The 25440-nt window shown below is 54.2% G+C and carries 29 protein-coding genes and 2 pseudogenes; 12 read left to right on the top strand and 19 right to left on the bottom strand.

Going from position 1 to position 25440, the window contains the following annotated elements; genetic code table 11:
• Window positions 1-2 precede the first annotated feature (2 nt).
• Window positions 3-380 (bottom strand): annotated as a pseudogene (locus ACK4IR_RS00155) (M23 family metallopeptidase); the annotation flags it as partial.
• Between the two features lie 1574 nt (window positions 381-1954).
• On the opposite strand from ACK4IR_RS00155, the gene ACK4IR_RS00150 reads away from it, so the two are divergent.
• Window positions 1955-2425: a hypothetical protein gene (locus ACK4IR_RS00150; RefSeq protein ID WP_409870998.1), complete on the top strand. Its 471-nt coding sequence runs from the start codon at window positions 1955-1957 to the stop codon at window positions 2423-2425.
• Here the strand turns inward: ACK4IR_RS00150 and ribD are convergent.
• Together ribD and ACK4IR_RS00140 are read right to left on the bottom strand one after the other, a co-directional pair.
• The gene (gene ribD, locus ACK4IR_RS00145) at window positions 2406-3536 is read right to left on the bottom strand and encodes a bifunctional diaminohydroxyphosphoribosylaminopyrimidine deaminase/5-amino-6-(5-phosphoribosylamino)uracil reductase RibD (protein WP_409870995.1); all 1131 of its coding nucleotides are present in this window, start codon (window positions 3534-3536) and stop codon (window positions 2406-2408) included. The two genes, ACK4IR_RS00150 and ribD, sit on opposite strands and share 20 nt — an antisense overlap.
• 9 nt (window positions 3537-3545) lie before the next feature.
• Complete coding sequence (locus ACK4IR_RS00140) at window positions 3546-3860, bottom strand: DUF6679 family protein (protein WP_024125163.1); 315 nt, start codon at window positions 3858-3860, stop codon at window positions 3546-3548.
• Window positions 3861-4147: 287 nt separating this feature from the next.
• Between ACK4IR_RS00140 and dnaK the strand changes: the two genes are divergently transcribed.
• Genes dnaK through ACK4IR_RS00120 form a run of 4 tightly spaced genes read left to right on the top strand, consistent with a single transcriptional unit; the run spans window position 4148 to window position 8849 of the window.
• Window positions 4148-6172, top strand: a complete 2025-nt coding sequence (dnaK, locus tag ACK4IR_RS00135) for a molecular chaperone DnaK (RefSeq protein ID WP_409870992.1) — start codon at window positions 4148-4150, stop codon at window positions 6170-6172.
• 49 nt (window positions 6173-6221) lie between these two features.
• Window positions 6222-7202 carry a DnaJ C-terminal domain-containing protein gene (locus tag ACK4IR_RS00130; RefSeq protein WP_409870990.1) on the top strand — a complete coding sequence of 327 codons (981 nt, stop codon included), beginning with the start codon at window positions 6222-6224 and terminating at the stop codon, window positions 7200-7202.
• Window positions 7203-7213: 11 nt separating this feature from the next.
• Complete coding sequence (locus ACK4IR_RS00125; protein ID WP_409870987.1) at window positions 7214-8290, top strand: acyl-CoA dehydrogenase family protein; 1077 nt, start codon at window positions 7214-7216, stop codon at window positions 8288-8290.
• Window positions 8271-8849 carry a DNA-3-methyladenine glycosylase gene (locus ACK4IR_RS00120; protein WP_409870985.1) on the top strand — a complete coding sequence of 193 codons (579 nt, stop codon included), beginning with the start codon at window positions 8271-8273 and terminating at the stop codon, window positions 8847-8849. Before ACK4IR_RS00125 ends, ACK4IR_RS00120 begins: the two co-directional genes overlap by 20 nt.
• Here ACK4IR_RS00120 and ACK4IR_RS00115 read toward each other — a convergent pair.
• Entirely contained in the window at window positions 8840-10531 is a 1692-nt protein-coding gene (locus tag ACK4IR_RS00115) for a SulP family inorganic anion transporter (protein ID WP_409870982.1), read from the bottom strand. The genes ACK4IR_RS00120 and ACK4IR_RS00115 overlap by 10 nt on opposite strands.
• Before the next feature lie 289 nt (window positions 10532-10820).
• Here ACK4IR_RS00115 and ACK4IR_RS00110 point away from each other — a divergent pair, with 289 nt between their 5' ends.
• Window positions 10821-11114, top strand: coding sequence for a DUF6825 family protein (locus ACK4IR_RS00110; RefSeq protein ID WP_409870980.1), 294 nt, complete (start codon window positions 10821-10823; stop codon window positions 11112-11114).
• Here ACK4IR_RS00110 and ACK4IR_RS00105 read toward each other — a convergent pair.
• From ACK4IR_RS00105 to ACK4IR_RS00095, 3 genes are read right to left on the bottom strand one after another with little or no spacing between them, the layout of a single operon-like run.
• Window positions 11111-11866, bottom strand: a complete 756-nt coding sequence (locus ACK4IR_RS00105; protein ID WP_409870978.1) for a DUF429 domain-containing protein — start codon at window positions 11864-11866, stop codon at window positions 11111-11113. The genes ACK4IR_RS00110 and ACK4IR_RS00105 overlap by 4 nt on opposite strands.
• Before the next feature lie 9 nt (window positions 11867-11875).
• Window positions 11876-12622, bottom strand: coding sequence for an EI24 domain-containing protein (locus tag ACK4IR_RS00100; RefSeq protein ID WP_409870975.1), 747 nt, complete (start codon window positions 12620-12622; stop codon window positions 11876-11878).
• Between the two features lie 38 nt (window positions 12623-12660).
• Window positions 12661-12837, bottom strand: coding sequence for a hypothetical protein (locus ACK4IR_RS00095; RefSeq protein ID WP_409870972.1), 177 nt, complete (start codon window positions 12835-12837; stop codon window positions 12661-12663).
• 192 nt (window positions 12838-13029) lie between these two features.
• Between ACK4IR_RS00095 and ACK4IR_RS00090 the strand changes: the two genes are divergently transcribed.
• Window positions 13030-13461 carry an NfeD family protein gene (locus tag ACK4IR_RS00090; RefSeq protein WP_409870970.1) on the top strand — a complete coding sequence of 144 codons (432 nt, stop codon included), beginning with the start codon at window positions 13030-13032 and terminating at the stop codon, window positions 13459-13461.
• On the opposite strand, the gene ACK4IR_RS00085 is transcribed toward ACK4IR_RS00090, so the two are convergent.
• Genes ACK4IR_RS00085 through ACK4IR_RS00075 form a run of 3 tightly spaced genes read right to left on the bottom strand, consistent with a single transcriptional unit; the run spans window position 13448 to window position 14499 of the window.
• On the bottom strand, window positions 13448-13858 hold the full coding sequence (locus tag ACK4IR_RS00085; protein WP_409870967.1) for a ferredoxin: 411 nt from the start codon (window positions 13856-13858) through the stop codon (window positions 13448-13450). The two genes, ACK4IR_RS00090 and ACK4IR_RS00085, sit on opposite strands and share 14 nt — an antisense overlap.
• 24 nt (window positions 13859-13882) lie before the next feature.
• A complete protein-coding gene (locus ACK4IR_RS00080) occupies window positions 13883-14269 on the bottom strand; it encodes a DUF1257 domain-containing protein (RefSeq protein ID WP_409870966.1) in 387 nt (128 codons plus the stop codon).
• 20 nt (window positions 14270-14289) lie between these two features.
• Window positions 14290-14499 (bottom strand): DUF2997 domain-containing protein, encoded by a 210-nt coding sequence (locus ACK4IR_RS00075; protein WP_409871399.1) that lies wholly within the window; start codon window positions 14497-14499, stop codon window positions 14290-14292.
• A 399-nt stretch (window positions 14500-14898) separates the two neighbouring features.
• On the opposite strand from ACK4IR_RS00075, the gene ACK4IR_RS00070 reads away from it, so the two are divergent.
• On the top strand, window positions 14899-15300 hold the full coding sequence (locus ACK4IR_RS00070; protein WP_409870964.1) for a hypothetical protein: 402 nt from the start codon (window positions 14899-14901) through the stop codon (window positions 15298-15300).
• Between the two features lie 5 nt (window positions 15301-15305).
• Window positions 15306-16001 (top strand): Crp/Fnr family transcriptional regulator, encoded by a 696-nt coding sequence (locus ACK4IR_RS00065; protein WP_409870962.1) that lies wholly within the window; start codon window positions 15306-15308, stop codon window positions 15999-16001.
• 3 nt (window positions 16002-16004) lie between these two features.
• On the opposite strand, the gene ACK4IR_RS00060 is transcribed toward ACK4IR_RS00065, so the two are convergent.
• From ACK4IR_RS00060 to ACK4IR_RS00025, 8 genes are all read right to left on the bottom strand, one after another.
• Window positions 16005-16490 carry a hypothetical protein gene (locus ACK4IR_RS00060; RefSeq protein WP_409870960.1) on the bottom strand — a complete coding sequence of 162 codons (486 nt, stop codon included), beginning with the start codon at window positions 16488-16490 and terminating at the stop codon, window positions 16005-16007.
• Window positions 16490-17083, bottom strand: coding sequence for a D-glycero-alpha-D-manno-heptose-1,7-bisphosphate 7-phosphatase (locus ACK4IR_RS00055; protein ID WP_409870957.1), 594 nt, complete (start codon window positions 17081-17083; stop codon window positions 16490-16492). Before ACK4IR_RS00055 ends, ACK4IR_RS00060 begins: the two co-directional genes overlap by 1 nt.
• Window positions 17076-18038, bottom strand: coding sequence for a glycosyltransferase family 9 protein (locus ACK4IR_RS00050; protein ID WP_409870955.1), 963 nt, complete (start codon window positions 18036-18038; stop codon window positions 17076-17078). The genes ACK4IR_RS00055 and ACK4IR_RS00050 overlap by 8 nt, the downstream gene beginning before the upstream one ends.
• Window positions 18039-18105: 67 nt before the next feature.
• The gene (locus tag ACK4IR_RS00045) at window positions 18106-18480 is read right to left on the bottom strand and encodes a hypothetical protein (protein WP_409870952.1); all 375 of its coding nucleotides are present in this window, start codon (window positions 18478-18480) and stop codon (window positions 18106-18108) included.
• Window positions 18477-19727 (bottom strand): competence/damage-inducible protein A, encoded by a 1251-nt coding sequence (locus tag ACK4IR_RS00040; RefSeq protein ID WP_409871396.1) that lies wholly within the window; start codon window positions 19725-19727, stop codon window positions 18477-18479. Before ACK4IR_RS00040 ends, ACK4IR_RS00045 begins: the two co-directional genes overlap by 4 nt.
• Window positions 19728-19731: 4 nt before the next feature.
• Window positions 19732-20778, bottom strand: coding sequence for a glycosyltransferase family 4 protein (locus ACK4IR_RS00035; protein ID WP_409870950.1), 1047 nt, complete (start codon window positions 20776-20778; stop codon window positions 19732-19734).
• Window positions 20779-20806: 28 nt separating this feature from the next.
• The gene (glyA, locus tag ACK4IR_RS00030; RefSeq protein WP_409870948.1) at window positions 20807-22084 is read right to left on the bottom strand and encodes a serine hydroxymethyltransferase; all 1278 of its coding nucleotides are present in this window, start codon (window positions 22082-22084) and stop codon (window positions 20807-20809) included.
• A 218-nt stretch (window positions 22085-22302) separates the two neighbouring features.
• Window positions 22303-22452: a transposase family protein gene (locus ACK4IR_RS00025; RefSeq protein WP_409871393.1), complete on the bottom strand. Its 150-nt coding sequence runs from the start codon at window positions 22450-22452 to the stop codon at window positions 22303-22305.
• A 342-nt stretch (window positions 22453-22794) separates the two neighbouring features.
• Between ACK4IR_RS00025 and rfbB the strand changes: the two genes are divergently transcribed.
• The 3 genes from rfbB to rfbC are packed head-to-tail and all read left to right on the top strand — an operon-like array spanning window position 22795 to window position 25299.
• Window positions 22795-23874, top strand: coding sequence for a dTDP-glucose 4,6-dehydratase (gene rfbB, locus ACK4IR_RS00020; protein WP_409870945.1), 1080 nt, complete (start codon window positions 22795-22797; stop codon window positions 23872-23874).
• Entirely contained in the window at window positions 23871-24782 is a 912-nt protein-coding gene (gene rfbA, locus ACK4IR_RS00015) for a glucose-1-phosphate thymidylyltransferase RfbA (protein ID WP_409870943.1), read from the top strand. Before rfbB ends, rfbA begins: the two co-directional genes overlap by 4 nt.
• The gene (gene rfbC, locus ACK4IR_RS00010; protein WP_409870940.1) at window positions 24751-25299 is read left to right on the top strand and encodes a dTDP-4-dehydrorhamnose 3,5-epimerase; all 549 of its coding nucleotides are present in this window, start codon (window positions 24751-24753) and stop codon (window positions 25297-25299) included. The genes rfbA and rfbC overlap by 32 nt, the downstream gene beginning before the upstream one ends.
• A 54-nt stretch (window positions 25300-25353) precedes the next feature.
• Here rfbC and ACK4IR_RS00005 read toward each other — a convergent pair.
• Window positions 25354-25440, bottom strand: a pseudogene (locus tag ACK4IR_RS00005) (photosystem II protein D2); the annotation flags it as partial.

The raw sequence follows: 25440 nt of genomic DNA, 5'->3' as shown, positions 1-25440 counted from the left end.
GACTAGCCTTGGCTGCGTTGCAAAAAGATCATCGGGTTCACCGCACCCCGCCCTTGGGGATGCACTTCAAAGTGAACGTGGGGTCCTGTGCTGCGGCCAGTACTCCCCATTTCGGCAATCTGCTGACCCTGCTCAACGTATTGACCAACGCGCACCAAGTTGCGTTGGTTGTGGGCATAGAGCGTCAGCGTCCCATCGGCATGGCGAATTTCCACCAGATTGCCATATCCGCCGGAGTTCCACTGGGAGTAGGTCACTACACCGGCAGCAGCAGCATAGATAGGTGTGCCCACGGGAGCGGCAATATCAATTCCTCGGTGCATCCGTCCCCAACGCGGGCCAAAACCAGAGGTCAGCACGCCACGCGCCGGCCAGATAAAGTTCGTCGTCAGCCTAGGTAGGAAGCGATCGGAGTTGGGTAGAGGGGGTAGATCGAGATTACTGGGTAAGGGTGGAGTCACAATTGCGCGTGCTACCTTGACGGGCACAGGGGGCACAATGGGCTGCACAGCGGCAGGTGTCACTGCCGTTACTGTTGTTGTTTGCGGGCGATGGTTAATTGTGGGCTGGGCGAAACTAGGTGAGGTGAGGGGTCTTTGAACTGAAACAGGTACAGGCATCGTGCGACGTTGCCACTTAGAGGCACGACCCAGAGGGACAGGTGCTAGGATGGGCCTTGGTGCAGAGGTGGACACTGGCCAATAGCTAGTAGGTGCTGATGGTTGGGAAGGTTGAGTGGTTTCTGCCGCTGCTGCTTCCGGTTCAATTTCCGTCGTAGTTTGTTCTAAAGATCCGCCCATCGCTAAGGGGGCATCGGTAATCAAGGAGGCAACGACCGAGGTAGTCGCTTGTGTCACGAGATCTGCCAAGCTATCGGTGCGAACGCGACGATCTACCACTTTGAAGGTGGGTTCAGAAGGGCGGCTGAGACGCTCAAAGGAGGCAAAGGCTGATAGGGTTGGCGCAGGTGCTCTTGTGGGGATGAGTGGGTCAAAACGCAGCTCAGGTTCAACGGTGCGCTGCCATGCCACCTGAGTCACGCCTTGGAGTAATTCAGTTTTGTCGGCGGATAAAGGGTTTTCCAATTCAACTAGGGGGTCTTGGGTTTCAGTGTTGAAGAGGGAGGGGAGGTTGAGAGATTCGGCGCGAACATCCTTTGGACGTAGATCGCGATCGCCCGCAAGAGTTATCAAATCAAGGGCTTGCGTAGGCTGAACTAGGGCAAAAGTGCCCAGTAAAGGCAGACAGGAACAAAGGGAGCGCAGCGAACGACCAAGCAGAGAGGCAGATGCAAGGGGTGCATTCTGAGAGGCAGTAGGGATACGACTATCGTTGCTCAAGGTAATCCTCCTCGCACACGAAATTGACAGTGATTCGACAAAGCAGTGAACTGAGAACACACATCATGAGCAATCGTCCAAGGTAGCCAAAGGCCACTCGCCGCATCTATGCCTAAAACTGTCCCAATCTATTGTTTATGCAAAGGGTGTTTTGGCACCACGACGAAACTTCTAGGTGACTTTACCCAATCCACAACCAAATGACAAGCCTCCCTTCGGTCTCGCCATGCCATCTCTGGGGAATTAATTATCTGCTGCAAAATAAAAATATGAATTTTCTACCTACTGGTTAATAATCAAAAAGCCTGAGTTTATCATGACTTGGGCTTAATTTTGCGCCAAAAAATAAAAATCATTATTTCCAATAAATGAATAAGTAAAGTAAAGTTAGCTAACCAGTGTGTATAGTTTTTTTTAATAATGTAAGTCAGTTTACATCCTTCTCATCATTGCTCGTTAAGCCAAAATTGTCCTATAACACTTGTGCCAGATTAAGCTAAAAGTGGCACATACTAATCTTCAGTCTCAGGGACGATCAAGGCAAGCTTGCTTGGTAGAATAAACGAGTTTGTAACGATTTGTGGCGATCGCCTTTCTGACGGAGCTTTGTCCCCATGACTTACCACAAGCTGTGGTTTCAACAAACAGCAAGCCACCTCAAGGTCTTGCGTCCTTTTCCTCCCTTTAGTGTTGTCCAAAACTTTATTCGCGAATATCTCCCCAACCTCATTGACTATATGGATGGCCAAGGATTGGATCTCCGGGATCCACAGCACTGGTGGGAGAGTATCCATATTGACGGCATTTTAGAATTAGAAAATAGCGAGGGGGCAACCCTGCGGGTTGCGGCTGGAATTATTGAGCAGTGGCGCAATGCCAACGCTGCCCTACGCCTGATTACAACCCCTGCAATGGCCAAGTTGCGGCGAGAGTCCCTCAATGTTAGTCAGCATTGGCTCTTTTATGTCTCTAGTCGCAAGCCCTACCCGGAGTCGCTGTGGATTGATTTGCTCTATGAGCAGGCGGATACGCCCCCCACAGAAACGGGCTGCACTATTATTGAGGTCACGGAACCGGAGGCCTAGAGGGTAGGTAGCCCACTACGAGAATGTCCTCGCCCACGGTTTGCCAACTCACATTCTCTAGGCATAAAGCCTCATTCATCTTGGTTAAGCCTAGATCAGCGACTGGGGCGGGGGCAGTAGAGCCACCAATGATTTTTGGCGCAATAAACGCCCAGATTTTTTGTACCATCCCTTCGGCGATCGCCGCTGCGGCCAAGGAACCGCCGCATTCCCACAGCACGGTCATGATCTCCCGTTGATAGAGCTGTGCCATAACGGTTGTCGGTGTTAGTGGCTCTAGGTGTACAACCTCCACACCCCGTGCCTGCAAGTGGGGAATGAGGGGATGCTGGGGCGAAGCAGAAGTCACCACCAAGGTCGGAGCAGTACTCGTTTCCCATAACAAGGCATTGGGGGGCAAATCAAGGGCACGACTCATTACTACCCGTAGGGGATTGCGCTCATGGCGCGAGGTCAACAGGGGATTATCGAGGCGCACGGTGTTACCCCCCACAATTATGGCATCACATTCAGAGCGCAGTTGATGCACCATCGCCCGTGCGGCTTCGCCACTCACCCAGAGACTGTGACCCGCACTAGAGGCAATTTTGCCATCCAAGGTCATGGCGTATTTGAGAATGCCAAAGGGACGCCGGTAGCGCACCCGATGGACAAAAGCTTCATTGAGACGTTGGCACTCGGCTTCCCGCACCCCCACCCTGACTTCTATGCCCGCTGAGCGCAAGCGTTCCACACCCGCCCCCGCCACTTGGGGATTGGGATCAATCATGCCCACCACTACCCTAGGAATGCCCGCCGCAATAATTGCTTCGGTACAGGGGGGCGTACGGCCATAGTGGTTGCAGGGTTCAAGATTGACGTAGAGGGTGGCCTTGCTGAGGAGGGGGCGATCGCCCTCAGCAACACTGCGCAATGCAAAAACCTCGGCATGGGGTTCCCCCGCCTTGGGATGAAACCCCTCCCCAATGACCCGTCCCTCCGCTACAATCACACAGCCCACGAGGGGATTTGGAGCCGTACAGCCTTTGGCACGAGTCGCTAACTCAAGGCAACGCCCCATATACTGGGCATCAATCGTGGCTATCTCCTCCACAACGGGGGCTGAGCGCATGGATAACAACTAACGCTCGTGTTCGGTTTCCGAGGAATGCTTGGGCAATTGCTCCGCCTCTGGACACTCATCCGCAATCGGTAACTCCGCATAGCCTCGGGGAACGGCTGCCAGCCGTCGTGAAATCGAGCCAATGCTTTCGATGTTGACGATCTCTTCCCAAGCACACACTTCGTCGTCTTCCTCCGTTTCATAGCGAATGGTTACAACATTCCCTTCGATATCCACAATGCGTGCCCGGTCAATTAGGCGTTGTTGATCCCGCAAGTAAATCCAGACTTCTTGGCCGTCGGTATAGAGTTGATAAAGCTTGCGGTGTAGCATAGAACGGTCTCCTTCTCGGAATTGGGTGTAGCAACAGTTGATAAGCTGTGCTGCAACCTCTTGCCTGTCATCTTACCGCTAGAATTCACCCATGAGCAGCGGTGAATGTGAGGTGTGAAAACTGAGGTTGTCCATATCGTTGTAGCGATCGCGCAGCACAGAGGAAAAAGCAATTCTGACGCTCTAGGGCAGATCTCGTACAATCGAATAAGCGTAACAAAGGGTAAATAATCCGTTACTATAACGCTATTCATTTATTTTAACCAGTGCGGAGTCGTTCAAACGGCATGGGCAAAATTGTTGGCATTGATCTGGGAACCACCAATTCCGTCATTGCGGTGTTGGAAGGGGGAAAACCCGTTGTAATTGCCAATGCAGAAGGCTCCCGCACCACCCCTTCTGTGGTGGCCTTTGGCAAAGATGGTGAGCGATTGGTGGGTCAGTTGGCGCGGCGGCAGGCGGTGCTCAATCCCCAAAACACCTTCTATGCCGTGAAGCGCTTTATCGGCCGCGAATACGGTGAGCTGACCCCAGAGTCCAAACGGGTTCCCTATACGATCCGCCGCGACGAATCGGGCAAGGTGCGCATTAAGTGCCCACGGCTGCAACGGGAATTTGCCCCTGAGGAAATTTCCGCCATGGTGTTGCGCAAGCTGGTGGAGGATGCCAGCCGCTATCTCGGGGAGCCGGTCACTGATGCGGTGATTACTGTACCCGCCTACTTTAATGACTCACAGCGGCAGGCCACCCGTGACGCCGGACGCATTGCGGGTCTAAATGTGCGGCGGATTATTAATGAGCCGACGGCGGCCGCTTTGGCCTATGGCCTCGATCGCCAGAAGGAGCAGACGATTCTGGTCTTTGACCTTGGTGGCGGCACGTTTGATGTCTCGATTCTCGATGTCGGCGATGGCGTATTTGAGGTGAAGGCCACCAGCGGTGATACTCAATTGGGGGGCAATGACTTTGATAAGTTAATTGTGGATTGGCTGGCGGAGGACTTCCTTGCCAAAGAGGGCATTGATCTGCGGCGCGATCGCCAGTCTCTTCAGCGGCTCACCGATGCTGCCGAAAAAGCCAAAATTGAACTGTCTGGGCTACTGGAAACCAACATTGATCTGCCTTTTGTCACCGCCACGGCAGATGGGCCAAAACACATTGAAACCACCCTGAGCCGCCGCCAATTTGAAGACCTCAGCCAAGACCTGCTGCAACGGCTGCGCTATCCGGTCGAACAGGCGCTGATGGATGCCCACTTAACCCCCAGTCAAATTGATGCCGTGGTGCTGGTGGGGGGTGCGACGCGGATGCCTATGGTGCAGGATCTGGTGCGGCAGATGATTGGTCGTGAACCTAACCAAAACGTCAACCCCGATGAGGTGGTGGCCGTCGGTGCTGCCATTCAAGCCGGCATTCTCGCGGGGGATATGAAGGATATCCTGCTGCTGGATGTGACCCCCCTCTCCTTGGGTGTCGAAACCATTGGCGGCGTGACGAAGGTGTTGATTCCCCGCAATACCACAATTCCGGTGCGTCGCTCCGATATTTTCTCAACCTCAGAAAATAACCAAAGCCAAGTGGAAATCCACGTGGTTCAAGGGGAACGGGAACTGGCAGAACACAACAAGTCCTTGGGACGCTTTAGGTTAACAGGAATTCCGCCGGCACCGCGAGGGGTACCCCAAATTCAAGTCTCCTTTGACTTGGATGCCAATGGCCTGCTCCAAGTGGTGGCTTTGGATCGCTTTAGTGGCCGCGAGCAAAGTGTCGTCATTCAGGGGGCGTCAACGCTGAGTGAAGAGGAAATTCAGCAGATGCTCTTGGATGCTGAGTCCAATGCGGCGGGCGATCGCCAGCGGCGGGCACGCATTGAGAAGCGCAACCGTGCCCAAGACTTGATTAACCGCGCCGAACGTCAGCTACGGGAAGCGGCTCAGGAATTTGGCTATCAGTTTGCTGCTGATCAACGCCGTGCCATTGAAGCCTTGGTGCGGCAATTGCAGGAAGCTATTCGCAATGAGGACGATCGCCAGATTGACCTCACCTATGCTGCCCTTGAAGAGCGGCTCTACGACTTTGTCCGTCAACTACGCCTGAGCGAAGAAGAAGCGGAAGATGATGAGGAACTCTTTAAGCTGCCCAATCTCAAGGAAGCAGTGAACAAAGGCCTTGATGCGGTGCGAGGCCGTGAGCGCCGTCGGGACGATTATGAGGATGAGTGGGATCAGCCGCCCCGCTCACGGCGTTCCCGTGGTTATTCCCAACGCAGTGATTCGGCAGCATGGGATGACTGGGATGACGACGACTGGTAGAACTTCGTTGCCTTCTTTGCTGGAAATGGGAGTGTAGATAGGACGGTCAATGCGTAATTTTCGAGATTACTACCAGCTTTTGGGCGTGGATCGCAATGCCAGCACAGAGGAGATTAAACGCGCCTATCGGCGACTGGCACGGCGGTATCATCCCGATATGAACCCGGGCGATCGCGCTGCGGAAGAGAAATTCAAAGACATTAGTGAAGCCTACCAAGTCTTGAGTGATCCCGCTCGCCGTGAGCAATACGATCGCTACGGTGAATATTGGTCACAGCCCGGTTTTCGCAGTCGCAGTTCACAGCGCACCACTATGGCTCGTCGCAATGGCACCAGTGTCAGGGAAGAACCCGATCTCAGCGAAGATAACTTTCAAGAGTTTTTGGATCAACTGTTGGGGCGGCGATCGCCCCGCACCTCCACGGTTCCTGCGGATCCCCCCCGTCGCTCGCCTACGATAGAGACAGACTATTTTCGCCCCGGCACTGTCAAAACCGCCTATACTGCTGTGAGTCGTCGCGATGCGGAAGCCACCCTAGAAATTCCCCTCGAAAAAGCCTACGAAGGGGGACGGGAGCGGATTCGCCTTGGGGATGGCCGCTCTTTGGAAGTGACCCTGCCACCGGGGATGGTTACCGGTCAACGGATTCGGCTGCGGGGTCAAGGCACGGGCGGTGGCGATCTCTACCTAAAAATTCAGGTGACTCCCCATCCCCTTTTTCGCCTTGAGGACTACGACATTGTTTGCGAACTCCCCGTTACCCCTAGTGAGGCTGCCCTCGGTGGACAAATTGAAGCCCCTACCCTCGATGGTTGGGTAAAAATGATGGTGCCAGCGGGGGTACGCACGGGTCAACGCCTGAGACTGGCGGGCAAAGGTTATCCTCGTCCCGATGGCGATCGCGGGGATCAGCTGGTGGAAATTGTGATTACGCTGCCTCCCCAACTGAGTGATGCCGAACGCGATCTCTATCGGCAACTTCAGGCCATTGAGTCCTACAACCCCCGTGCTCATCTCGCCTACTCTTAGCTATGGATGCCTTGGCCTTTGCTGATTCCGCAGCACAGCCTCTCCTCAAGGACATTCAGACCTACCTCCGTACCGTTGTCGCCCCAACTGCCAACCGCATTGATCAGCAAAAGTCTCTTTTGTCCGAGAGTCTTCAAGCCCTAGGGAACTTGGGCATTTTTCGCCTAGGGGTACCCAAGGCAATGGGGGGAGTGGGGTGCGATCGCCGTACGCTATGGCATTTGAGCGTGCAACTGGCGCAAACCTCCGGTGCCCTTGCTTTCTTAGTCGCACAACATCAATCTGCCTTGGGGATGATTCTCGAACATCCTGAAGGGAAGGTTGCCCAAGCCCACTTGGCGGATTTGATGAAGGGGCAAGTGTTGATTGGGGTCAGCTTTTCCCATTTACGTCACAACCCCGTGGATCTGCAAGCTCAACCCACCAGTGGGGGCTATCTCCTGCGGGGTACGCTGCCTTGGCTCAGTGGCTTTCAGCACATGACGCGGTTTGTGGCTGCCGCCCTTTTACCGGATCGGCGGATTCTGTTTGCCCTTCTGCCCTTTATCAATGCCCAACAGACTGGCGGCGGAATTTTGCACCTCTCCCTACCCTTGCCTTTGGCGGCTGCTCCCTCCACCCAGACGGTACAAGCGGAAGTGGTGGATTGGTTTGTCCCCCCCGAAGATGTGGTGGGGGTTGGCGAGGCGGATTGGATAGTTGGGCGCGATCGCCGGCAATTGCTGCGGGGGAGTGCTGCCCCCATGGGCTGTGCCCAAGCCAGTTTGCAGATTTTAGCCGAGCATGGCGACGCCAAAGACCTCTATCACCACTTTCGCGATCGCTGGCACCGCCTCTACGATCGCATTCAAGGGGAGCTAGAGACTGTCAATCCCCCCTACCATGCCCAACTGCGTGCCGCTGCGATTCACCTTGCGGTTCAAACTGCCCAAGCCGCCCTAGTGACCATCGGTGGCAGTGCCTTAGTGTTGAGCCACACGGTTCAGCGTCTTTATCGGGAAGCCATGCTCTATACCGTCTCCGGCCTGAATGCCCCCCTGCGCCGTGCCTTGAGGGAGGAGTTGCTGCTTGAACGGGGTTCCCATTGAGCAAGATCGGTGCTTAGCGCCTGAGTGGTTTGCCCGCCCCGCTCCAGTAGTGGCTAAAGAATTACTAGGGTGTGTTCTCGTGCGGCAGCAGGCCAATGGTCAACTCTACCGCGGCCGTATTGTCGAAACCGAAGCCTATATGGCCGGCGACCCGGCGTGCCATGGTTACCGTCGCCAAACTGCTCGCAATGCCCCCATGTTTGCAGCACCCGGCACAATTTATGTCTATCAAATCTACGGCATTCACCACTGCTTGAATATCGCCAGCGATCGCCCCAACTTTGCCAGTGCCGTTCTCATTCGTTCTCTTGAGATGCTCAGTCCGCCATTACCCCCCCGCAGTGCCGCTGGTCCTGGGAAACTGTGCCAAGTCTTGGGGATCGATCGCCGGCTTTCCGGCTTAATGCTGGGGCAAGAGAGCGGCCTTTGGGTAGAAAAGCCGCCCCAACCCCTGATAGCCCCTGTCGTACAAACCACCCGCATTGGTATTTCCCAAGGACAAGAGATTCCTTGGCGGTGGTATGTGCAGGGAAACCCGGCGGTCTCCCGCTATTCGTAGCTGCCTGTCACCATTGCTTCCTGATCTTCCGTTTGATGCAGAAACTGGATTGCTTTTTCAAGCGCCTGCCGGCGATCGCTCACCACATGATCAGCGGGCAATCGATCCAAAATACGGAAGCGTTGCAGCCGCCGTTGCACCTTGTCCGCCGAACCGTTCACCAAAAAAATCCCTAAACGATGCTTTTGCGCCTCTTGGATCAGAGACTCAATGGCCAACGTCGCCGTCACCCCCAACAGGGGCACACTGCTGACATCGAGGATCAGCACTCTATAGTCCGACATGATGGCCTGTCGTTGGGAAATCGCCCAAGCGGAGCCAAAACTCATCGGGCCGCCGAGGTGGAGGAGCAACAGTTGACCCTTGGCTTCGCGCAAGAGTTCTTTTTCCTCAGGGGTGAGGGGCGTTTGATCATCGGCATGGGTAATTGCCTGCACCTCCTCCGATTGCAGATCTGCCAAGCGCTTGATCGTCAACATATTGGCAATAAAGACGCCCACCCCCACTGCCACGATCAAATCCACAAAGACCGTCAGCAGCATCACACCGTACATAATGAAGGCGGCTCGCAGGGAAAGCAGATGGGCGCGTTTGAGAAAATTCCAGTCAATGATGTCAATCCCCACCTTAATCAGAATCCCCGCCAGTACGGCAGTGGGGATCGGTTCCGTCAGAGGAGCAGCCCACAGCACCACCATCAGCAGAATCACGGCGTGAATCATCCCCGACAGACAGGTGCGGCCGCCCGCTTGGATATTTACCACCGTGCCCATCGTGGCACCGGCACCGGGCAGGCCACCAAAGAGACCGGATAGCAGGTTACCAATGCCTTGGCCAATAAGTTCTTTATCAGAATCATGCTGGGTGCGGGTAATGCTATCGGCAATCACCGAGGTCAAGAGCGAGTCAATACAGCCGAGCATCCCCAGCATGGCGCCGTCCACCAGCATTGTTTTCAGCGCCGGCAGCGTAAAGGTGGGGGGCACAAACTGCGGCAGTCCCGTGGGAATTGTGCCAATGCGGGTTAAACCGGCATCCGCAAAAAACACTATTGACAGAATCGTGCCCAAAACCAAGGCCAAGAGTTGTGGCGGTACAATCCGCCGAATTTTCTGGGGAGTGAAGTAAATTAGACCCAACGTGAATAGCCCCAAGGCAAGGGCAGCCGGGTTCAACGTTTGAATCCACGCCGGCAAGTTTTGCACTGCCCCCAGTACCCCCCCCTGACTGCTATGCCCCAACAGCGGGCCAATTTGCAGCAGGATCATGATCAGGCCGATCCCCGACATGAAGCCGGAGATCACGGTGTAGGGCATGAGGGTGATGTACTTGCCCAGTCGCAATAGGCCAAAGAGGATTTGAAAACAGCCTGCCAGCATCACCACCGTAAAGGCCATGGAGAGTCCCTGTTCGGGATATTCGCTGGTTAGACGGGTGATCACTGCCGTAATCACGACGGTCATCGGCCCTGTGGGATTGGAAATGAGCGTCGGCGTACCCCCAAAGAGGGCGGCAAAAAAGCCGAGAAAGACGACACAATAGAGTCCCGCCGTTGCACCCGCGCCAGAGGTGACTCCAAAGGCCAGAGCCATCGGCAAGGCCACAATGGCAGCCGTCAACCCACCAAAGAGATCGCCACGCCAATAGCGAAAGTGAACTCGATTAACTAAATTTGTTAGCATTCCTACCCCTTTTGGTGAATCTAGAGAGATTTTCATAGCCAAACCGTTATTTAGAGGAACCTCCAGACCTAAGGGGCTGCCTCCATGATTTATAGCTATGATAAGGAAAGATTTAATTGATATAATTCTATGCTTTAGAGGGGATAATCTGTCTAGTAAAACGTCAAAGATTTTCTTATCTGTTCTATAGGAAAAAGGTGGAGAATCGGGGAAGAGCTAGACCTGTTTCCTGTAAAACTTTGTTACACTCAGGAATTGAGAGATGCAACTTATGAGGAATGACACTCCTATGAGTCAATCGCCGCTGGATGCCTTTTTCCTTGGTCGAGCAACCGCCACGCTCCTGCGGGATCAGGCCCAACATCTGTTTGTGGAGTTCCTCAGTCAACTGGGGCGGTTTGATGCCGAACAACAGCAGCGGCTGCATCAGTTTGTCGAAGAAGTGCAAGCGCGCGCCCGTCAAGAGGCGGAAATGGTGGTGCCTCGGCAGCACGTGGATTGGCAGGCATTGATTGATGATTTACGTGCTGAAATTGCCGCCCTGCGTACGGAACTGCAACGCTACCGCAATCGGGACAGCTAGGGACGGGGGACAACAATATAGCCGGTTTTTAAGTAGGCCTCCGCTGATGCCGGCTCTAAGTAAAAAGACTCACTGCCCAAAACCCAGTGGCGATCGCGCCCCCAGTACCACCAATAGGCTGCCGTATAGGCACAGAGCACCGCATCCAGTTGATCTTCTAGGGCTTTGAGGTCTCGCCCGGAAGTAGGGATGTCGGCGGTCAGTTCTAGGACTAAGGGGGGTTCACAGTGGGGAAGCCGGCCGGCGATTAGATCTCTAAGATGCCTTAACCCCTTGGTGCGCTCGGTAAGGCGGCCTTTTTTATATTTAATGATTTGGTCAAGCTGAAAGAGGGCGATCGCCGTCGCATGGGGAAAGACTTCGATTTGAAAGCGCCCTTGTTCTTGGGGAGTGAGGGTAGGCGCATGGCGAAACCCCCGTTGACTCAAGGCTTCACTAAACCCCGTGGTGTGACTTGCAAAGGGGGATTGCTGATTGGCCGGATAACAGCCCGCGTGATAGCGGCCTAGAAGTTGATGGCACTGGCGATCGCAGGTACGCATTCCCCTCGGATTGGGAATAATGAGGGGGGCATCTACTGCCACCATTGCTGCTTGGCTAGAGGGGGCATCGCGATCAATCCATGCCAAGAGTTCATCCGTATCACGGGAGCGATCCAGCCTCACCAACTCTAGACACTGTCCCTGCCACTGCAAACAGCAGTACCCTGAGGCTCCGCCCTTCCACGCCAAATCAACGCCGAGAAACTGCATGCGTTGCCATCAACCGATCGTGCGGTGGATAATCGGTGGATAATCTTGGATCAGCAAAGCAGCAGCGACTACCCCCACCGGCGGTACCAGTACCAAACCCACTAAGGGGATCAACAGCGCCAAGAACTGTGCCAAACCAAGACCGTAGATTTGTGGCGTATAGACACGGGTTAAGAGTTGACGCTCCTTTAAGGAGGCACTGTGTTTTTCGAGGAGGTAGTCAAAGCTGCCTCGCCCCAGAAAGTAACTGTTGGCGATCGCCATCACGATAGGTTGTAGCGGACCAGTCAAAAACGAGAGAAGCAGGAAGATCACCTGCAAAACCGCATCCCGCAGCGCGAACCAACCACCGATAATGGCGTTCAATAGATCCCGCCGCCACCCCACCTCAATCGTTTGTCCCGTCATAATTTTTTCAACACGGTTCAGCAGCGGGCCCAAGAAAGGAATTACCACAAGGGGAATTAGCGTTTGATAGCCAATCAAGGCTAAAAAGACAGCAATGAGGGTTGCTAAAATATCAATGAACCCTTGGTAAAGCCACTGCCATTCCCCAGCAACAAACCAATGATCACCGGCGACTTGAATCACCCAGAAAGCAGCAATGATGAGTGCAACCCCCAGCGCCAGACTCAAAAAAGCAGGCAGTAGCAGATAGCCCCAGAGACGATGGCGGGCAATAAAGAAAAAACCCCGGCCAAAGGCAAAAAAACCCGCCTGAAACCTCTGCCCTGCTAGCCAAAGCTGCTTAATCACTCATTGCTAGTTCTAGAAGCTCCTAGGAAAATCCTAGCCTATCCACGGCGAGGTGGCGTACCTTCGTCGTCCGGCGGTGGGGCATCGGCAACAAAATCAGGGGGATTGACCTGCTCGGCACGGGAAATCGTAGTTGCCGGCGGTCGCCAGAGCCAACTGGTCAACAGTCCAAGGGTGAGGAGTCCCACCAGTAGAGGGATAAATAGATCCGTCATCGTTGTTTGCCTCATTAAACTCGTCATTGTACAGAATCGGAGAAGTTTCTCTTGAGCACTAGTCCCCCTGACGCAGGGCGACTTTTGTAAGTTCCAGTACAACGCTTTTCGCAGGAATTGAACTTAAACCCACTCACTGTAGCAGGCGAGTTTGAGCTATCGTTGAAGTGGCGACCTTGGGTGATAAGAGCAATGTCCCTGTCTCCCTTTTGGATTTGGTTAATTGTTGCCGTCATTCTTTTTGTGATGGAGCTTGTTTTGCCGACGGCGTTTATGGAAGCCACCCTTGGACTCAGTGCCCTCATTGTCGCCTTTCTCTCGCTTCTGATTCCCAGTTTTTCGGTGCAAATTGCCCTTTGGATGGTACTGTCGGTTGTGGTGGTCTTCCTCTTGCGACGGTACCAGCCGAAACGAGTTCCACCAGTTCTTAAGGAAGCAGCCGAGGCAGAAACACTAACGAAAATTCCCGCCGGCGAAACTGGACGAGTACTTTACGAGGGGACTTCTTGGCAAGCTCGCTGCGACGATCCCCACTTGACCATTCCAGAACATCGGCGCGTCATTGTGATTGGCCGTCAGGGAACCACGCTGATTGTGATGCCAGAGAATGCTATTCAGTTTTAGAGAGCGATCGCCGCTTCTTACGGTGCGTGGTGGCTAGATCAATGGGAAAACCGGCGAGGGGAACTACCTGCTCAAGGCGCTCTTTCTCAAGCCGTTTTAATTCGGTGTAATCCACCCAGTGAATGCAATCTACCGGACAGGTATCAATAGCCTCCTGAATGAGTTCAATCGGATCGCCGTCTTGGCGAATGACGCGCGATCGCCCGTAGTTCGGCTCTATGTAAAATGTATTCCGCGCTACATGGGCACAGTGTTTGCAGCCAATACAGGTAATCTCATCTACATAAACACCGTGTTGGCGATGGGTTCCCCCTAGTTCCGGTTCGTAGCCACTGCGAGGCTCACTTTGGCGCAGCTGACCGCCAAGCTCTGGCTCTAAACCAAGGGGCTGACCCATGTTCCTATCCATTCTCTTAGGCGGCTAGGAACGCCAGCGTTGCAGCACAACCTTGACACTACCATCGGCCTGCTGCTCTGTGGTCTGTACTTGAAAGCCCTGTTCCGTGGCAGATTGCAGCACTGCATGGTAGGCATAGCGCTGAGTGACTTTGTTCAAAAAACGATCCACTGACCATGCCTGCTGCCAAAACTCTAGATCCGCCACTAGCTCATACTCAGTGCCATTCCAGCGAAAGCCAATATCATAGCCATTGTGTTGAGGAATAACGACTTGAGCCGTTTGGGTTTGACCGCGAAACCCGCGCACTTCTTGGCAGCCAGAGTGCCAAGGTAAGCCTAAGTCTGTTAGGGCAGCTTGGAGGGCGGGTAAACTCCGAATTTGGGTTTTGATTTGGCTGAAGTGCGACATGGATCACCAATCCTCAACGATTACCACTGGGAGGGGACAGATTGAACAACCAATTGATTTTCTTCCTCTTGGGAAGCGTAGTATTCTGCGGTGGGCTGTTGGCTAATGACACACCCAAGTTGCGCTTCAATGGCAGCAGTCACTTCAGCACAGGATGCCCCAGAAATTCCCGTCACCGTTTCAACGACGCGGCCATCAGGATAAATCACAAATTCAAGGGTTTCTAGCATTGGCACAACCTACTCACTCGCAGTTATTACAAACCGCTCACGAGGATAAAATTCAAGTCTTAACCTATGGAACTCATTGTGACGAAGGCTAACCAAGCGAGTCAAGGTCTTTAATAAACTTTACACTTCGCAGCACTTTCCCCTAGAAGCCTGAGGAACTGAAGGATCAGTGATCTATAGAGCCAAGTCTGCATCGAGAATTGATAAGAGATATGTACATTGCTTGACTCAACCGGAACGGTGGCCTCAGGGCGATCGCTATTTGCCACTCTCAATCCCTCTAGAAAAGACTGTATGATATTCAGAAACTCATTTCACCTTAGACTCTAAAAAAACTTTATGGGGCACTTTTCTTCACCGTCAGCAGTTTTAGCGTTGGCATTCCTATGGGGGTTATCTTTGCCTCTATGGCCAGCGATCGCCCGTCGTGGGGAGTCCCCAGCAGTCATCAAGGTCAGTGAGCAAACTCAAATCCAAACTGCTGAACAATTTCTTGATGCCCTGTTTGGCAATCTCTTTGACTTGGTGTGGAGCTATTTACACCCGCAACTGCAAAAAGCGTTTCCGCCCAAAAGATTACAGGAGGGCAAAGCAAGGTTTCTAAAGTGGGTAGGTGCCTATAAAGAGCGTCTTGGCAGCGAGAGCAACGGCAATATTGTTAGTGTCAAGGTAGCCTTTGCTAAGGTGACAGATACATTGATTGTGATTATGGATAGCAATGGTAAGATCACAGGTGTTGATTTCCCTGCAACGTCTGACGACCTGTCTGCCCAGCCTCTGCCCTTGCGCTTTCGGCCTTGACCTTTATGCAAGAACGGCGTAGTTCTCCTGACCCTGAACTATCTTTACAAAATACGCCCTTTTTTCGGGACTTACCGCAGGCAGTGGTGGAAAAGGCACTTGCCCATGTGGTCACCCGTCAGCATCCCGCCAACCGCGTGATCTTGCTGGAGAATGACTGGGGAACCTCGGTTTACTTTATCCTCAGTGGCTGGGTGAAAATTCGCACCTACAACATTGACGGCAAAGAGGTGACCCTCAATATCCTTGGCCCTGGGGAACTGTTTGGGGAAATGGCGCCCCTAGAGGAAGTCCCCCGCTCAACGGATGTTATTACCCTAACACCGACGGTTGTAGCCAATATGCCAGCGACGGATTTTGTCAATCTGGTCAATACTGAACCCCAAGCGGGAATCCGCCTTGCCAAGTTAATGGCGCGACGGCTACGACAACTGAACCGGCGGCTGCGGCTACGAGAATCCGATAGTACGTCACGGGTGGCGGATGTTTTGTTGTTTTTGGCGGATGGTCAAGGGCGCCAAGGAGCCGATGGCTTAGAAATTCCCAATCTACCTCACCGAGAGCTGAGCAGTCTCAGTGGCATGGCGCGGGAAACGGTGACACGGGTGCTGGGGAAACTAGAGCGCAAGGGTATTATTCGCCGTACTCAAGAGAGTCTGTGTATCACAAATCTACGCGCTCTAGAGAGTTTACTCCTTTAGAACTCACAACACTGATGCCCCTTCTGGAGAGGAGGGTAAATAATGACCAATAGTCCAGCCAATGAATACCCCTAGAATGACCATTGGAATCAGCACTAGCACAATTTGCCAGTTCTGGTAGCCCGCAGCTTTCATTTCAATGCGCACCAGAATTTCGGTGCCCACGAGAATGGCAATTACACTAAAGACCCGAAAAGCAATAATGGCAAGGGTAACAGCGGTACTCAGCACCAGCACTGTCAAGAGACTGGGGGTGCCCACGCGCATAATTAAACTACTAAAGATACCTTTAGGGTTGTTCTGGCGAGATCGCAAAAGGCTAGAAGTGCCGCCAACAATAAACACTGTGAGGATTGCAGCAAAAAGAGAGGCATAGGCCGACCACATCCAAGGATAGGCCGACAAGTACCAACCCACCAGTACATAGCCTAAAACCACCAACAACAGCGTGGAGATGGGAAACTTGGTGGGGTCTGGCGAGGCAGCCATCAGGAATCGGGGCAAAGATGAGTACAAATCCACTCTACGGCAGCGGCCAAGTCTTTCGCAATGTAATCGGGTTGACTGCTGTGCTGGTAGCTTCCCTCAAGGACGCGATCGCCAAAGCCCGTTTGTACCAAAATGCCATAGCAGCCAGCATTGCGCGCCAGATCAATATCGGTGGCCTTGTCCCCCACCATAACACTGCGGCTTAAATCCAAGTCATGATCCCAAGCAGCTGCTACCAGCATGCCTGTATTGGGTTTGCGCCAGGTGGTCCAACCGGCGTAGTCGGCAACCACTCCCCCTTCAGGGCGGCTGAGATCAGGACAAAAATAGATTGCATCCAAGACGGCTCCTGCACTTGCGGCGAGTAACTCTTGCAATCTTTGATGCAGGGCATGGACATGCTCAACGCTGTAGTAACCCCGCGCCGGCCCCGACTGATTAGAGGCTAAGCAGCAAAACCAGCCGGCGTCATTGAGTCGCCGCACCGCTTGAGCCACACCGGGGATAAGCTGTAGATCCTCAAGGCGGTGAATATAGCCCACCTCTTGATTGAGGACGCCGTCGCGATCCAAAAAAACGGCCGCTCTAGCCATGGCAAGCCGCCTCAATCACCGCCGCGACGGGAATATCGGCCATGTTGCCGGTGGGGGACTTAACAGGCCGAAAACGGGGATCCGCCGGCAGGAGCTTGGCAGGATCCGTAGGGCCAAAGAGCGCCACAAGGGGTGTTCCCACCGCCACACCCACGTGCATTGGGCCACTGTCGGTACAGAGAATCTGTTGTGCCTGTTGCATCAGAGCTGCCAGCTTGCCCAACTCCGGCGGACGGCTGATCTTTAGCTGCGGTAGTGCTTGGGTTAGCGCGCTTACCCATGCTTGATCCTCCGGCCCACAGACTACGACAACGGGCAGAGGCGGCTCTTGCTGTTGCAATGTCTGAATCACCTCAACCCAAGCGGCAGGGGGATAAATTTTGTTGATGCCCTTGCTCAGGGCCAGCTGGCTGGAGCCACCGTGCAAGAGGCGATACCCCCCGGCAATTCCTAAGCGTTGCCGCTCTGCGGTTGCCCACTGTTGATCTGTCTCAGTAATAACCGCCTTGGGCAGGGGACAGGGAGTGGTGATGCCAAAGGCTTTGAGCAGGTCATGGTAAGTAGCGGCACTGTATTGATCCAAGTTAACGGGAACCGCATCGGTGAGCAGCCCCAAGGGATTCAGTTTGGCAAAGCCCACGCGCTTGGGAATTCCCGTCAGCCACAGCAGAAAGCGTACTGCTTTACTTCGTCCCAAGGAAAGAATGGCATCGTACTCCCCCTCCCGCAGGGTGCCAATCAGGTTTGCCCAGTCGGCAAGGGCATTGCGGTCTTTGAAGTCAAAGGGGATGACTTGGTGGACACTGCCACTGAGTTGGTAGGCGGCAACAGCACGGGGTTCAACGACAACATCTAGGCGGGCTTCTGGAAAGTGGGCTTTGAGGTCGTCAAGGGTGGGAAAAAAAAGAATTTGATCACCGATACCGCCGGGCACCAAGGCCACGATATGTTTCATAGCGGTTGAGAACCTATGCAAACTCGCTTTCAATTTTACCCGCAAGTTTTGACTGCAGGCGATCGCGCTACGCCAAGGCAAGGGGCAGTTCGGTAAACGGAATGGGATGGCACTCGCCTAGGGAGGTTTGCAGCACCAGATAAACCGTTCCCTTAAAACGATCGCTCTCTGTCTCCAGCCGCTGACCCCCACCCTCGACCCAGATGCTCTGAATTGCGGATAATTGACAGGTTTGCCCATTGACAATGCCCTGTGGGGTCGGTCGTCCCCACGTCAGGCGATCGCCCTGCTGACCAAGGACAGCGGCAATATCGTACTTACTGGCTTCAAACTGCTGTGCCCACTGGCGATAGTGTTCCAGCTTACGGTACTCGACCCAGCCCAACCATGCCAGCACGATAAAAACGACCAATAGGGGGAACCAGAGCAGACCGTGACTCATGGATTCACCAATAACTGCCGCCGCAGGACATCAAGGGCATTCATCACACTCAGATGCCGCACCCAATCCCGTCCCCGTTGACCACTGAGGCGAAATTCACAGGTTGTGACCTCGCCGTTGGGTCGTGCCACGCCAATATAGACCAGTCCCACCGGTTTAGTGAGCGTCGCCCCCCCCGGACCGGCAATGCCCGTAATGCTTACGCCCCAATCAGCAGCCAAACGAGTCTTCACCCCGAGCGCCATCTGGGCGGCTACCACGGCACTCACCGCCCCTTCCTGCTCCAGATCCTGAGGATTCACCCCCAATAAATTCACCTTCACTTCGTTTGCATAGGCAATTACCCCGCCCTTGAAGTAGAGGGAACTCCCCGGTAGGCGGGTCAGCATTTCCCCAAGGCCACCGCCTGTACAGGACTCTGCCACGGCCACGGTTTGCTGTCGCCCTTGGAGAAGCCGCGCCACCGCACCGGCAAGGGTATCCTCATCGGCACCATAGCAGTCTAGGCCGACAATTTGCCGAATCTCAGCTTCAACGGGCTGAATCAGTTGCTGAGCTTCCGCTTCATCCTTGGCACGTACGGTAATGCGGAGGCGGGTTTCGCCATTGCCGGCATAGGGAGCCACGGTGGGATGCTCCCGAGCAATTTGGGCGGCCACTTTTTCGGCCAGCAGCGATTCCGGAATGCCCCAGAAACGCAGCACACGGCTGTAGATGACCTCTTTGCCCCAGCCTTGGGAGCGCAAAAAGGGCACCGCCGTTTCCTGCCACATCTGCTTCATTTCCGCGGGAACCCCGGGAAACGTCAAGATGGTTAGACCCGTGCGTGGCTGCCAGATCATGCCGGGGGCACTGCCAATGGGGTTGGGAAGAATCTGCGCTCCCGCCGGTAGCAGCGCTTGCTTGCGATTGCTGGGACTAAAGCCGCCGCGATGGGCATACTTGCGTTCTAGGTCAGCAATAATTTCTGGACGTTCCTCAAGGGGGGCTTGAAAGAAATCGGCGAGGGTTTCGGTGGTGAGATCATCGGGAGTGGGGCCAAGCCCCCCGGTGAAGATCAATAGGCGGGCGCGATCGCAGGCAATAGCCACCACTTTTTTGATGCGCGTGGGATTGTCGCCCACCACCGTTTGATAGTAGTGAGGGATGCCAAGGCTGGCCAGTTGCTGCGCTAAAAACTGGGCATTACCGTTGAGAATTTCCCCGAGGAGCAATTCTGTGCCCACGCAAATAATTTCTGCACTCATTGTTTCAGTCATTTTCGCTGCTGCGCACCCGTTGCCACACATACCACGAGGCAAAGCCCATCAAAAGAGACGCTGCCACTGCATAGCCCCATCCTCCCGGTAAACCCGCCAAAGCCAAAGCAAGACTGCCCACCCACAGCGTCAAGCAATAGATGAACAGCACCGTGACCCGCTGCGAAAGACCGGCCTTAAGAAGGCGATGGTGTAAGTGTCTCTTATCCGGCGCAAAGGGAGACTGCCCTTTTAGGAGGCGGTTAAAAACGACCGTTGATGTATCCACAATCGGCACGGCCAGAATCAGTAGAGGTACGAGAATCGCCACCGCTGTATAGGCCTTGACGAGTCCAATCACCGCCAAACCTGCAAGGGTAAATCCCATGAAGTAGGCACCCCCATCCCCCATAAAAATTTGGGCAGGATTAAAGTTATAGCGCAGGAACCCCAAGGCACCTCCTGCCAAGGCAGCGGCCAAGAGTCCCGCCGCTGACTCCCCCATCAGCATACAGACGAAAAACATTGCGGAGGCGGCAATCCCCGACACGCCCGCTGCTAGTCCATCCACACCATCAATGAAGTTAATGGCATTGGCAATCCCCACTAGCCACACTGTGGTCAAGGGCAAACTGAGCCAGCCGAGGTCAACAATGCCCACAAAGGGCACGGTGATAATGCGAATTTTGACGCCCACCGCCCAGACAAGAGCCGCCACCAGAAATTGCAGAACAAGGCGCAGAAGAGCCGGTAGAGTGAGCAAGTCATCGGCTAGACCAATGAGAAAAAAAGCCACCCCTCCTAGGGTAACGCCCCAAATTTCATACTCCGCCGGCTGGGGTAACACACCAAAACCGCCCGCATTCCAGACGATGAGCAGTGCCACCAGATTCCCCAGAAAAATGGAGACGCCTCCAAGGCGCACCATCGGACGGGTGTGAATCTTACGTTCATTGGGGCGATCCACAAACCCGGCTTTCTGGCCAAGGTCATTCACCAAGGGAGTGACCAACAGGACCACGGCAATGGCGGCAAGGAAGGCAATTAGGTGGTACAGCATCTGCGCAGGCGATCGGCAGGATTCCCTCTCAGACTAGCACCGGCTGCGGCAATTGCAGGTGGGGATAAAGGGGAAATTTGGCACAAAGGGCAGCGACACGCTCACGACAGCGGTTCTTGACTGCTTCATCGGTGGGCGCATGGAGGCGATCGCTAATAATTTCGGCGATTTCCCTAAACTCAGTTTCAGTAAAACCACGGGTGGTCAACGCCGGGGTGCCTAACCGCAGACCACTGGTGACAAAGGGAGAGGCAGGATCAAAGGGAATGGTATTTTTATTGGTGGTGATATTGATTTCCCCCATCAGGCGATCGGCCTCTTTACCGGTCAAATTCACCGAGCGCAGGTCAATGAGCATCAGGTGGTTATCGGTTCCCCCCGAGACAAGACGCAGTTGCCGTGCTTGCAGACCGGCGGCAAGGGTTTGAGCATTGCGAATCACCTGAGCAGAGTAGGCTTTGAACTCTGGCTTGAGCGCTTCCCCAAAGGCCACCGCCTTGGCAGCAATGACGTGCTCCAACGGCCCCCCTTGGGTACCGGGAAAGACGGCTTTATCGAGCTTTTTGCCCAACTCTGGATCGCGGGTCAGAATCAGGCCACCCCGCGGGCCGCGTAGGGTTTTATGGGTGGTGGTGGTGACCACGTCACAAAGGGGCACGGGATTGGGATGGTGACCGGTGGCAACCAAACCGGCAATGTGGGCAATATCGGCCATGAGGTAGGCGCCCACTTCATCGGCAATTTGGCGAAACTCGGCAAAGGGAATGATGCGGGGATAGGCGGAGTAGCCGCAGATGATCAACTTGGGACGGTGCTGCCGCGCCAAATCCCGCACCTGATCCATATCGAGGCGTTCCGTTTCGGGATGAACACCGTAGTGAACCACCTTAAACCACTTGCCGGAAACGTTGACGGGGGAACCGTGGGTCAGATGGCCGCCGTGGGACAAATCCATCCCCATGATCGTGTCGCCGGGATTGAGCAGGGCCAAAAACACCGCAAAATTGGCTTGGGCACCGGAGTGGGGCTGCACGTTGGCGTGGGCGGCACCGAAGAGTTCCTTGGCGCGATCAATGGCCAGTTGTTCCACTTCATCTATAAATTCACAGCCACCGTAGTAGCGTTTACCGGGTAGACCCTCGGCATACTTATTGGTTAAAACCGTCCCTTGGGCGGCCATCACCGCAGGAGAAGTAAAGTTTTCGCTGGCAATTAATTCAAGGTGCTGCTGCTGCCGCTGGAGTTCCCGCTGTACCATTTCAGCAACCAACGGATCCGTTTGCGCAAGCCAATCAATATGGGTCATTTTAATTGTCAATAGAGGCGAGATGAACTGCCTTACTATCTTATCGCGGCCTGAGCCTTGGTTAGTTGCTCAGTTGCCAAGGCAGACACATACTCAGGTAGCAGCAAGGAGGCAAGCAGGGTAGTCATCGTCCCATCCTGCCCTTAAACGTTTTGCCTTGAGCCGACCTTCGCAAAGGTGTCCTGACGGAGGAAATTCAGAAACAGCGATGTTCTGATTCAACCACGCCCACCCATCGCAGATTGGGTCGCAGCTTGCACCCAACTCAGGAAGCACTGCTGTAGCGCTTGGGGGTCAATGACAGCAAAGATGCGAGCAATGGCGTTGTGGGAGGAAATACCGTTGGTCAATTGCCAAAAGCCTTGCAGCTACTCCTGCTTGGCCTGACCGTACTTCTCAATCTCGACCCAAGTCTCTGTCCTACAGAGAACCGCACCGATGGTCAGATCGATGATGTTAAGGAGTTGATGTTCTAGCAAGTGTTCTGCGCGGGGGCTTCTAGGGTCTTGAAGTGGTCGGTCAGATGGGCAAAGGCATGGTGGCATTCCCACAAACGACTAGCTTACTCTTCTAGTGGGCGATCGCCCTGATCATGCAAGCCAGAATCTAGAGGGACAATCTTATTTAAGCTAATGCTCATTTAAGCTAATGTCTTTATATGTGTCTAGTCTTGATATGATGCAGGCCACAATCCGGTGGTGCCAGTATCCATGAGCAAATTTTTAGTAACGGGTGGGGGTGGTTTTATTGGCGCCAACTTTGTGCGCTTAGCCCTTACGGAAGGCTGGGGGGCAGTACTCAACCTCGATAAAGTGACCTATGCTTGTCACCCCGGCACTTTGGCCATGCTAGAGCAGTTGTCCAATTATCAATTTGTAAGGGGAGATGTGGGCGATCGCCCCCTTGTTCAAGAACTATTGCAAACCTTTCAACCCGACGCTGTCATTCACTTTGCTGCTGAAAGCCATGTAGATCGCTCCATCAATAGCCCCCAAGACTTTATCCAAACCAATGTGGTCGGCACGGCCAATCTCCTAGAGGAGGTCAAAACCTACTGGCAACAGTTACCCTCTGGAGTCCAGGAACAGTTTCGCTTTATTCACATTTCCACCGATGAAGTTTATGGCAGCCTTGGCCCTGAGGATCCCCCCTTTCGGGAGGACACCCCCTATGCTCCCAACAGTCCCTATGCCGCCTCAAAGGCCGCCTCGGATCACCTTGTGCGTGCCTACCACCACACCTACGGCTTGCCCACCCTCACAACCAACTGCTCCAATAACTACGGCCCCTACCAGTTTCCCGAAAAACTGATTCCCCTGATGATCTGCCAAGCCTTGGCGGGGCAGCCGCTGCCGATATACGGCGACGGGCAAAATGTGCGAGACTGGCTCTATGTCGAAGATCACTGCCGCGCCGTTTATACCGTTTGGCAAAAAGGACGCGTGGGGGAAACCTACAACATCGGCGGCAATTGCGAAAAGACGAACCTAGAGGTGGTGCAAACCCTCTGTGATCTGCTTCAAACCCTTGTGCCCCGCGCAGATTTGAAGTACCGTGACTTGATCACCTTCGTGAGCGATCGCCCCGGTCACGATCGCCGCTACGCCATTGATGCCACCAAAATCCGGCGGCAACTAGGGTGGCAGCCCCAAGAAACCTTCAGCACTGGCTTGGAAAAAACGGTGCAGTGGTATCTTGCTCATCAAGAGTGGGTGGAAGCAGTGCGCACGGCCGACTACAGCGCTTGGCTGGCAACCAACTACGGCACTGTTCTAGCCCCTTGCCCATGAAAGGAATCATTTTAGCCGGCGGATCAGGCACTCGCCTTTATCCCCTGACACAGGTCGTCAGTAAACAACTGATGCCTATCTACGACAAGCCGATGATTTACTATCCCCTCTCAATTCTGATGCTGGCGGGGATTCGCGACATTCTCATTATTTCCACACCGGAGCACCTCTATCTCTTTGAAAAGCTCTTGGGGGATGGTCACCAGTGGGGTCTTTCCCTCAGCTATTGCGTGCAACCCCAGCCCAATGGCCTAGCGGAGGCCTTTATCTTAGGGCGGGATTTTTTGCAGGGAGAACCCGTGTGCCTCACCCTTGGCGACAATCTCCTTTACGGCCATGATTTGTCAGAAAAATTGCAGCGGGCCGCTCAACTAACAGAAGGGGCAATGATCTTCGGCTATCGGGTGGCCAATCCCCAGCAGTACGGCGTGATTGAGTTGGATGCCAACGGCCGCGTTGTCGGCATTGAGGAAAAGCCGGCCGTCCCCAAATCGAACTATGCCGTACCGGGGATCTATTTCTATGACCATCAAGTGTGCGATTTGGCAGCGCAACTGCAACCCTCGGCGCGCGGGGAACTGGAAATCACCGATCTCAACCGTCTCTACCTGGAAAAGGGACAGCTGCGGGTGGAATTACTTGGACGCGGTTATGCGTGGCTGGATACGGGTACCCACGAGCTTTTGCAACAGGCCAGTAGCTTCATTCGCACTCTAGAGGAGCGGCAGGGGGTGAAAATTGCCTGCCTAGAGGAAATTGCCCTGCATCAGGGCTACATTACCCCCGAGCAACTTTATAAACTAGCCCAACCCCTGCGCAAAAGTAGCTACGGCCAATATCTGTTGCAGCTGTGGGCAGAAGTCACAGGAGGCACTCATGCTCAAGGTACAACCGCTAGCGATTCCTGACGTTCTCCTTTTGGAACCGCGTGTCTTTCGCGATCAGCGGGGCTTTTTCTTAGAAAGTTTTAACCAACGCGCCTTTATGGCCGCCACCGGCTTAGACGTGACCTTTGTGCAAGACAATCACTCCGCTTCCCAACAGGGCGTTCTACGGGGACTCCACTACCAACACCGGCAGCCCCAAGGCAAGCTGATTCGCGTCATTGAAGGGGAAATTTTTGATGTCGCAGTCGATTTGCGGCGTTCCTCGCGAACCTGTGGCCAATGGGTAGGGGCGTGGCTCAGTGCAGACACGTTCCAGCAACTGTGGATTCCTGCTGGCTTTGCCCACGGGTTTTGGGTGAAATCACCGACGGCACAGGTTCTGTACAAAACAACGGATTACTATAATCCGCAGGATGAATATACGCTGCTGTGGAATGATCCAACCGTTGGCATTCAATGGCCGATAGACGGCGACCCCCTCCTTTCTGCAAAAGATGCCCACGGCAAATCTTTTAACGAGATTCCCCTATTTGCTTAAAAAAAATCCCTCCCCAAGCGGAGAGGGACACCCAGAGGAGAATACGATTAGGCGCTAGAGCGCATTACCACGGGGGAGTACCTCTTCTGGGAAGACAAAGTTTTCATGGGGTTGGTCTTGAGGTGCCATCCAAGCACGGAT

Source organism: Thermosynechococcus sp. (assembly GCF_046299635.1).
Taxonomy (GTDB): Bacteria; Cyanobacteriota; Cyanobacteriia; order Thermosynechococcales; family Thermosynechococcaceae; genus Thermosynechococcus.
The sequence above is the reverse complement of the archived record's forward strand: the minus strand, read 5'-3'. Positions and strand labels throughout refer to the sequence as shown.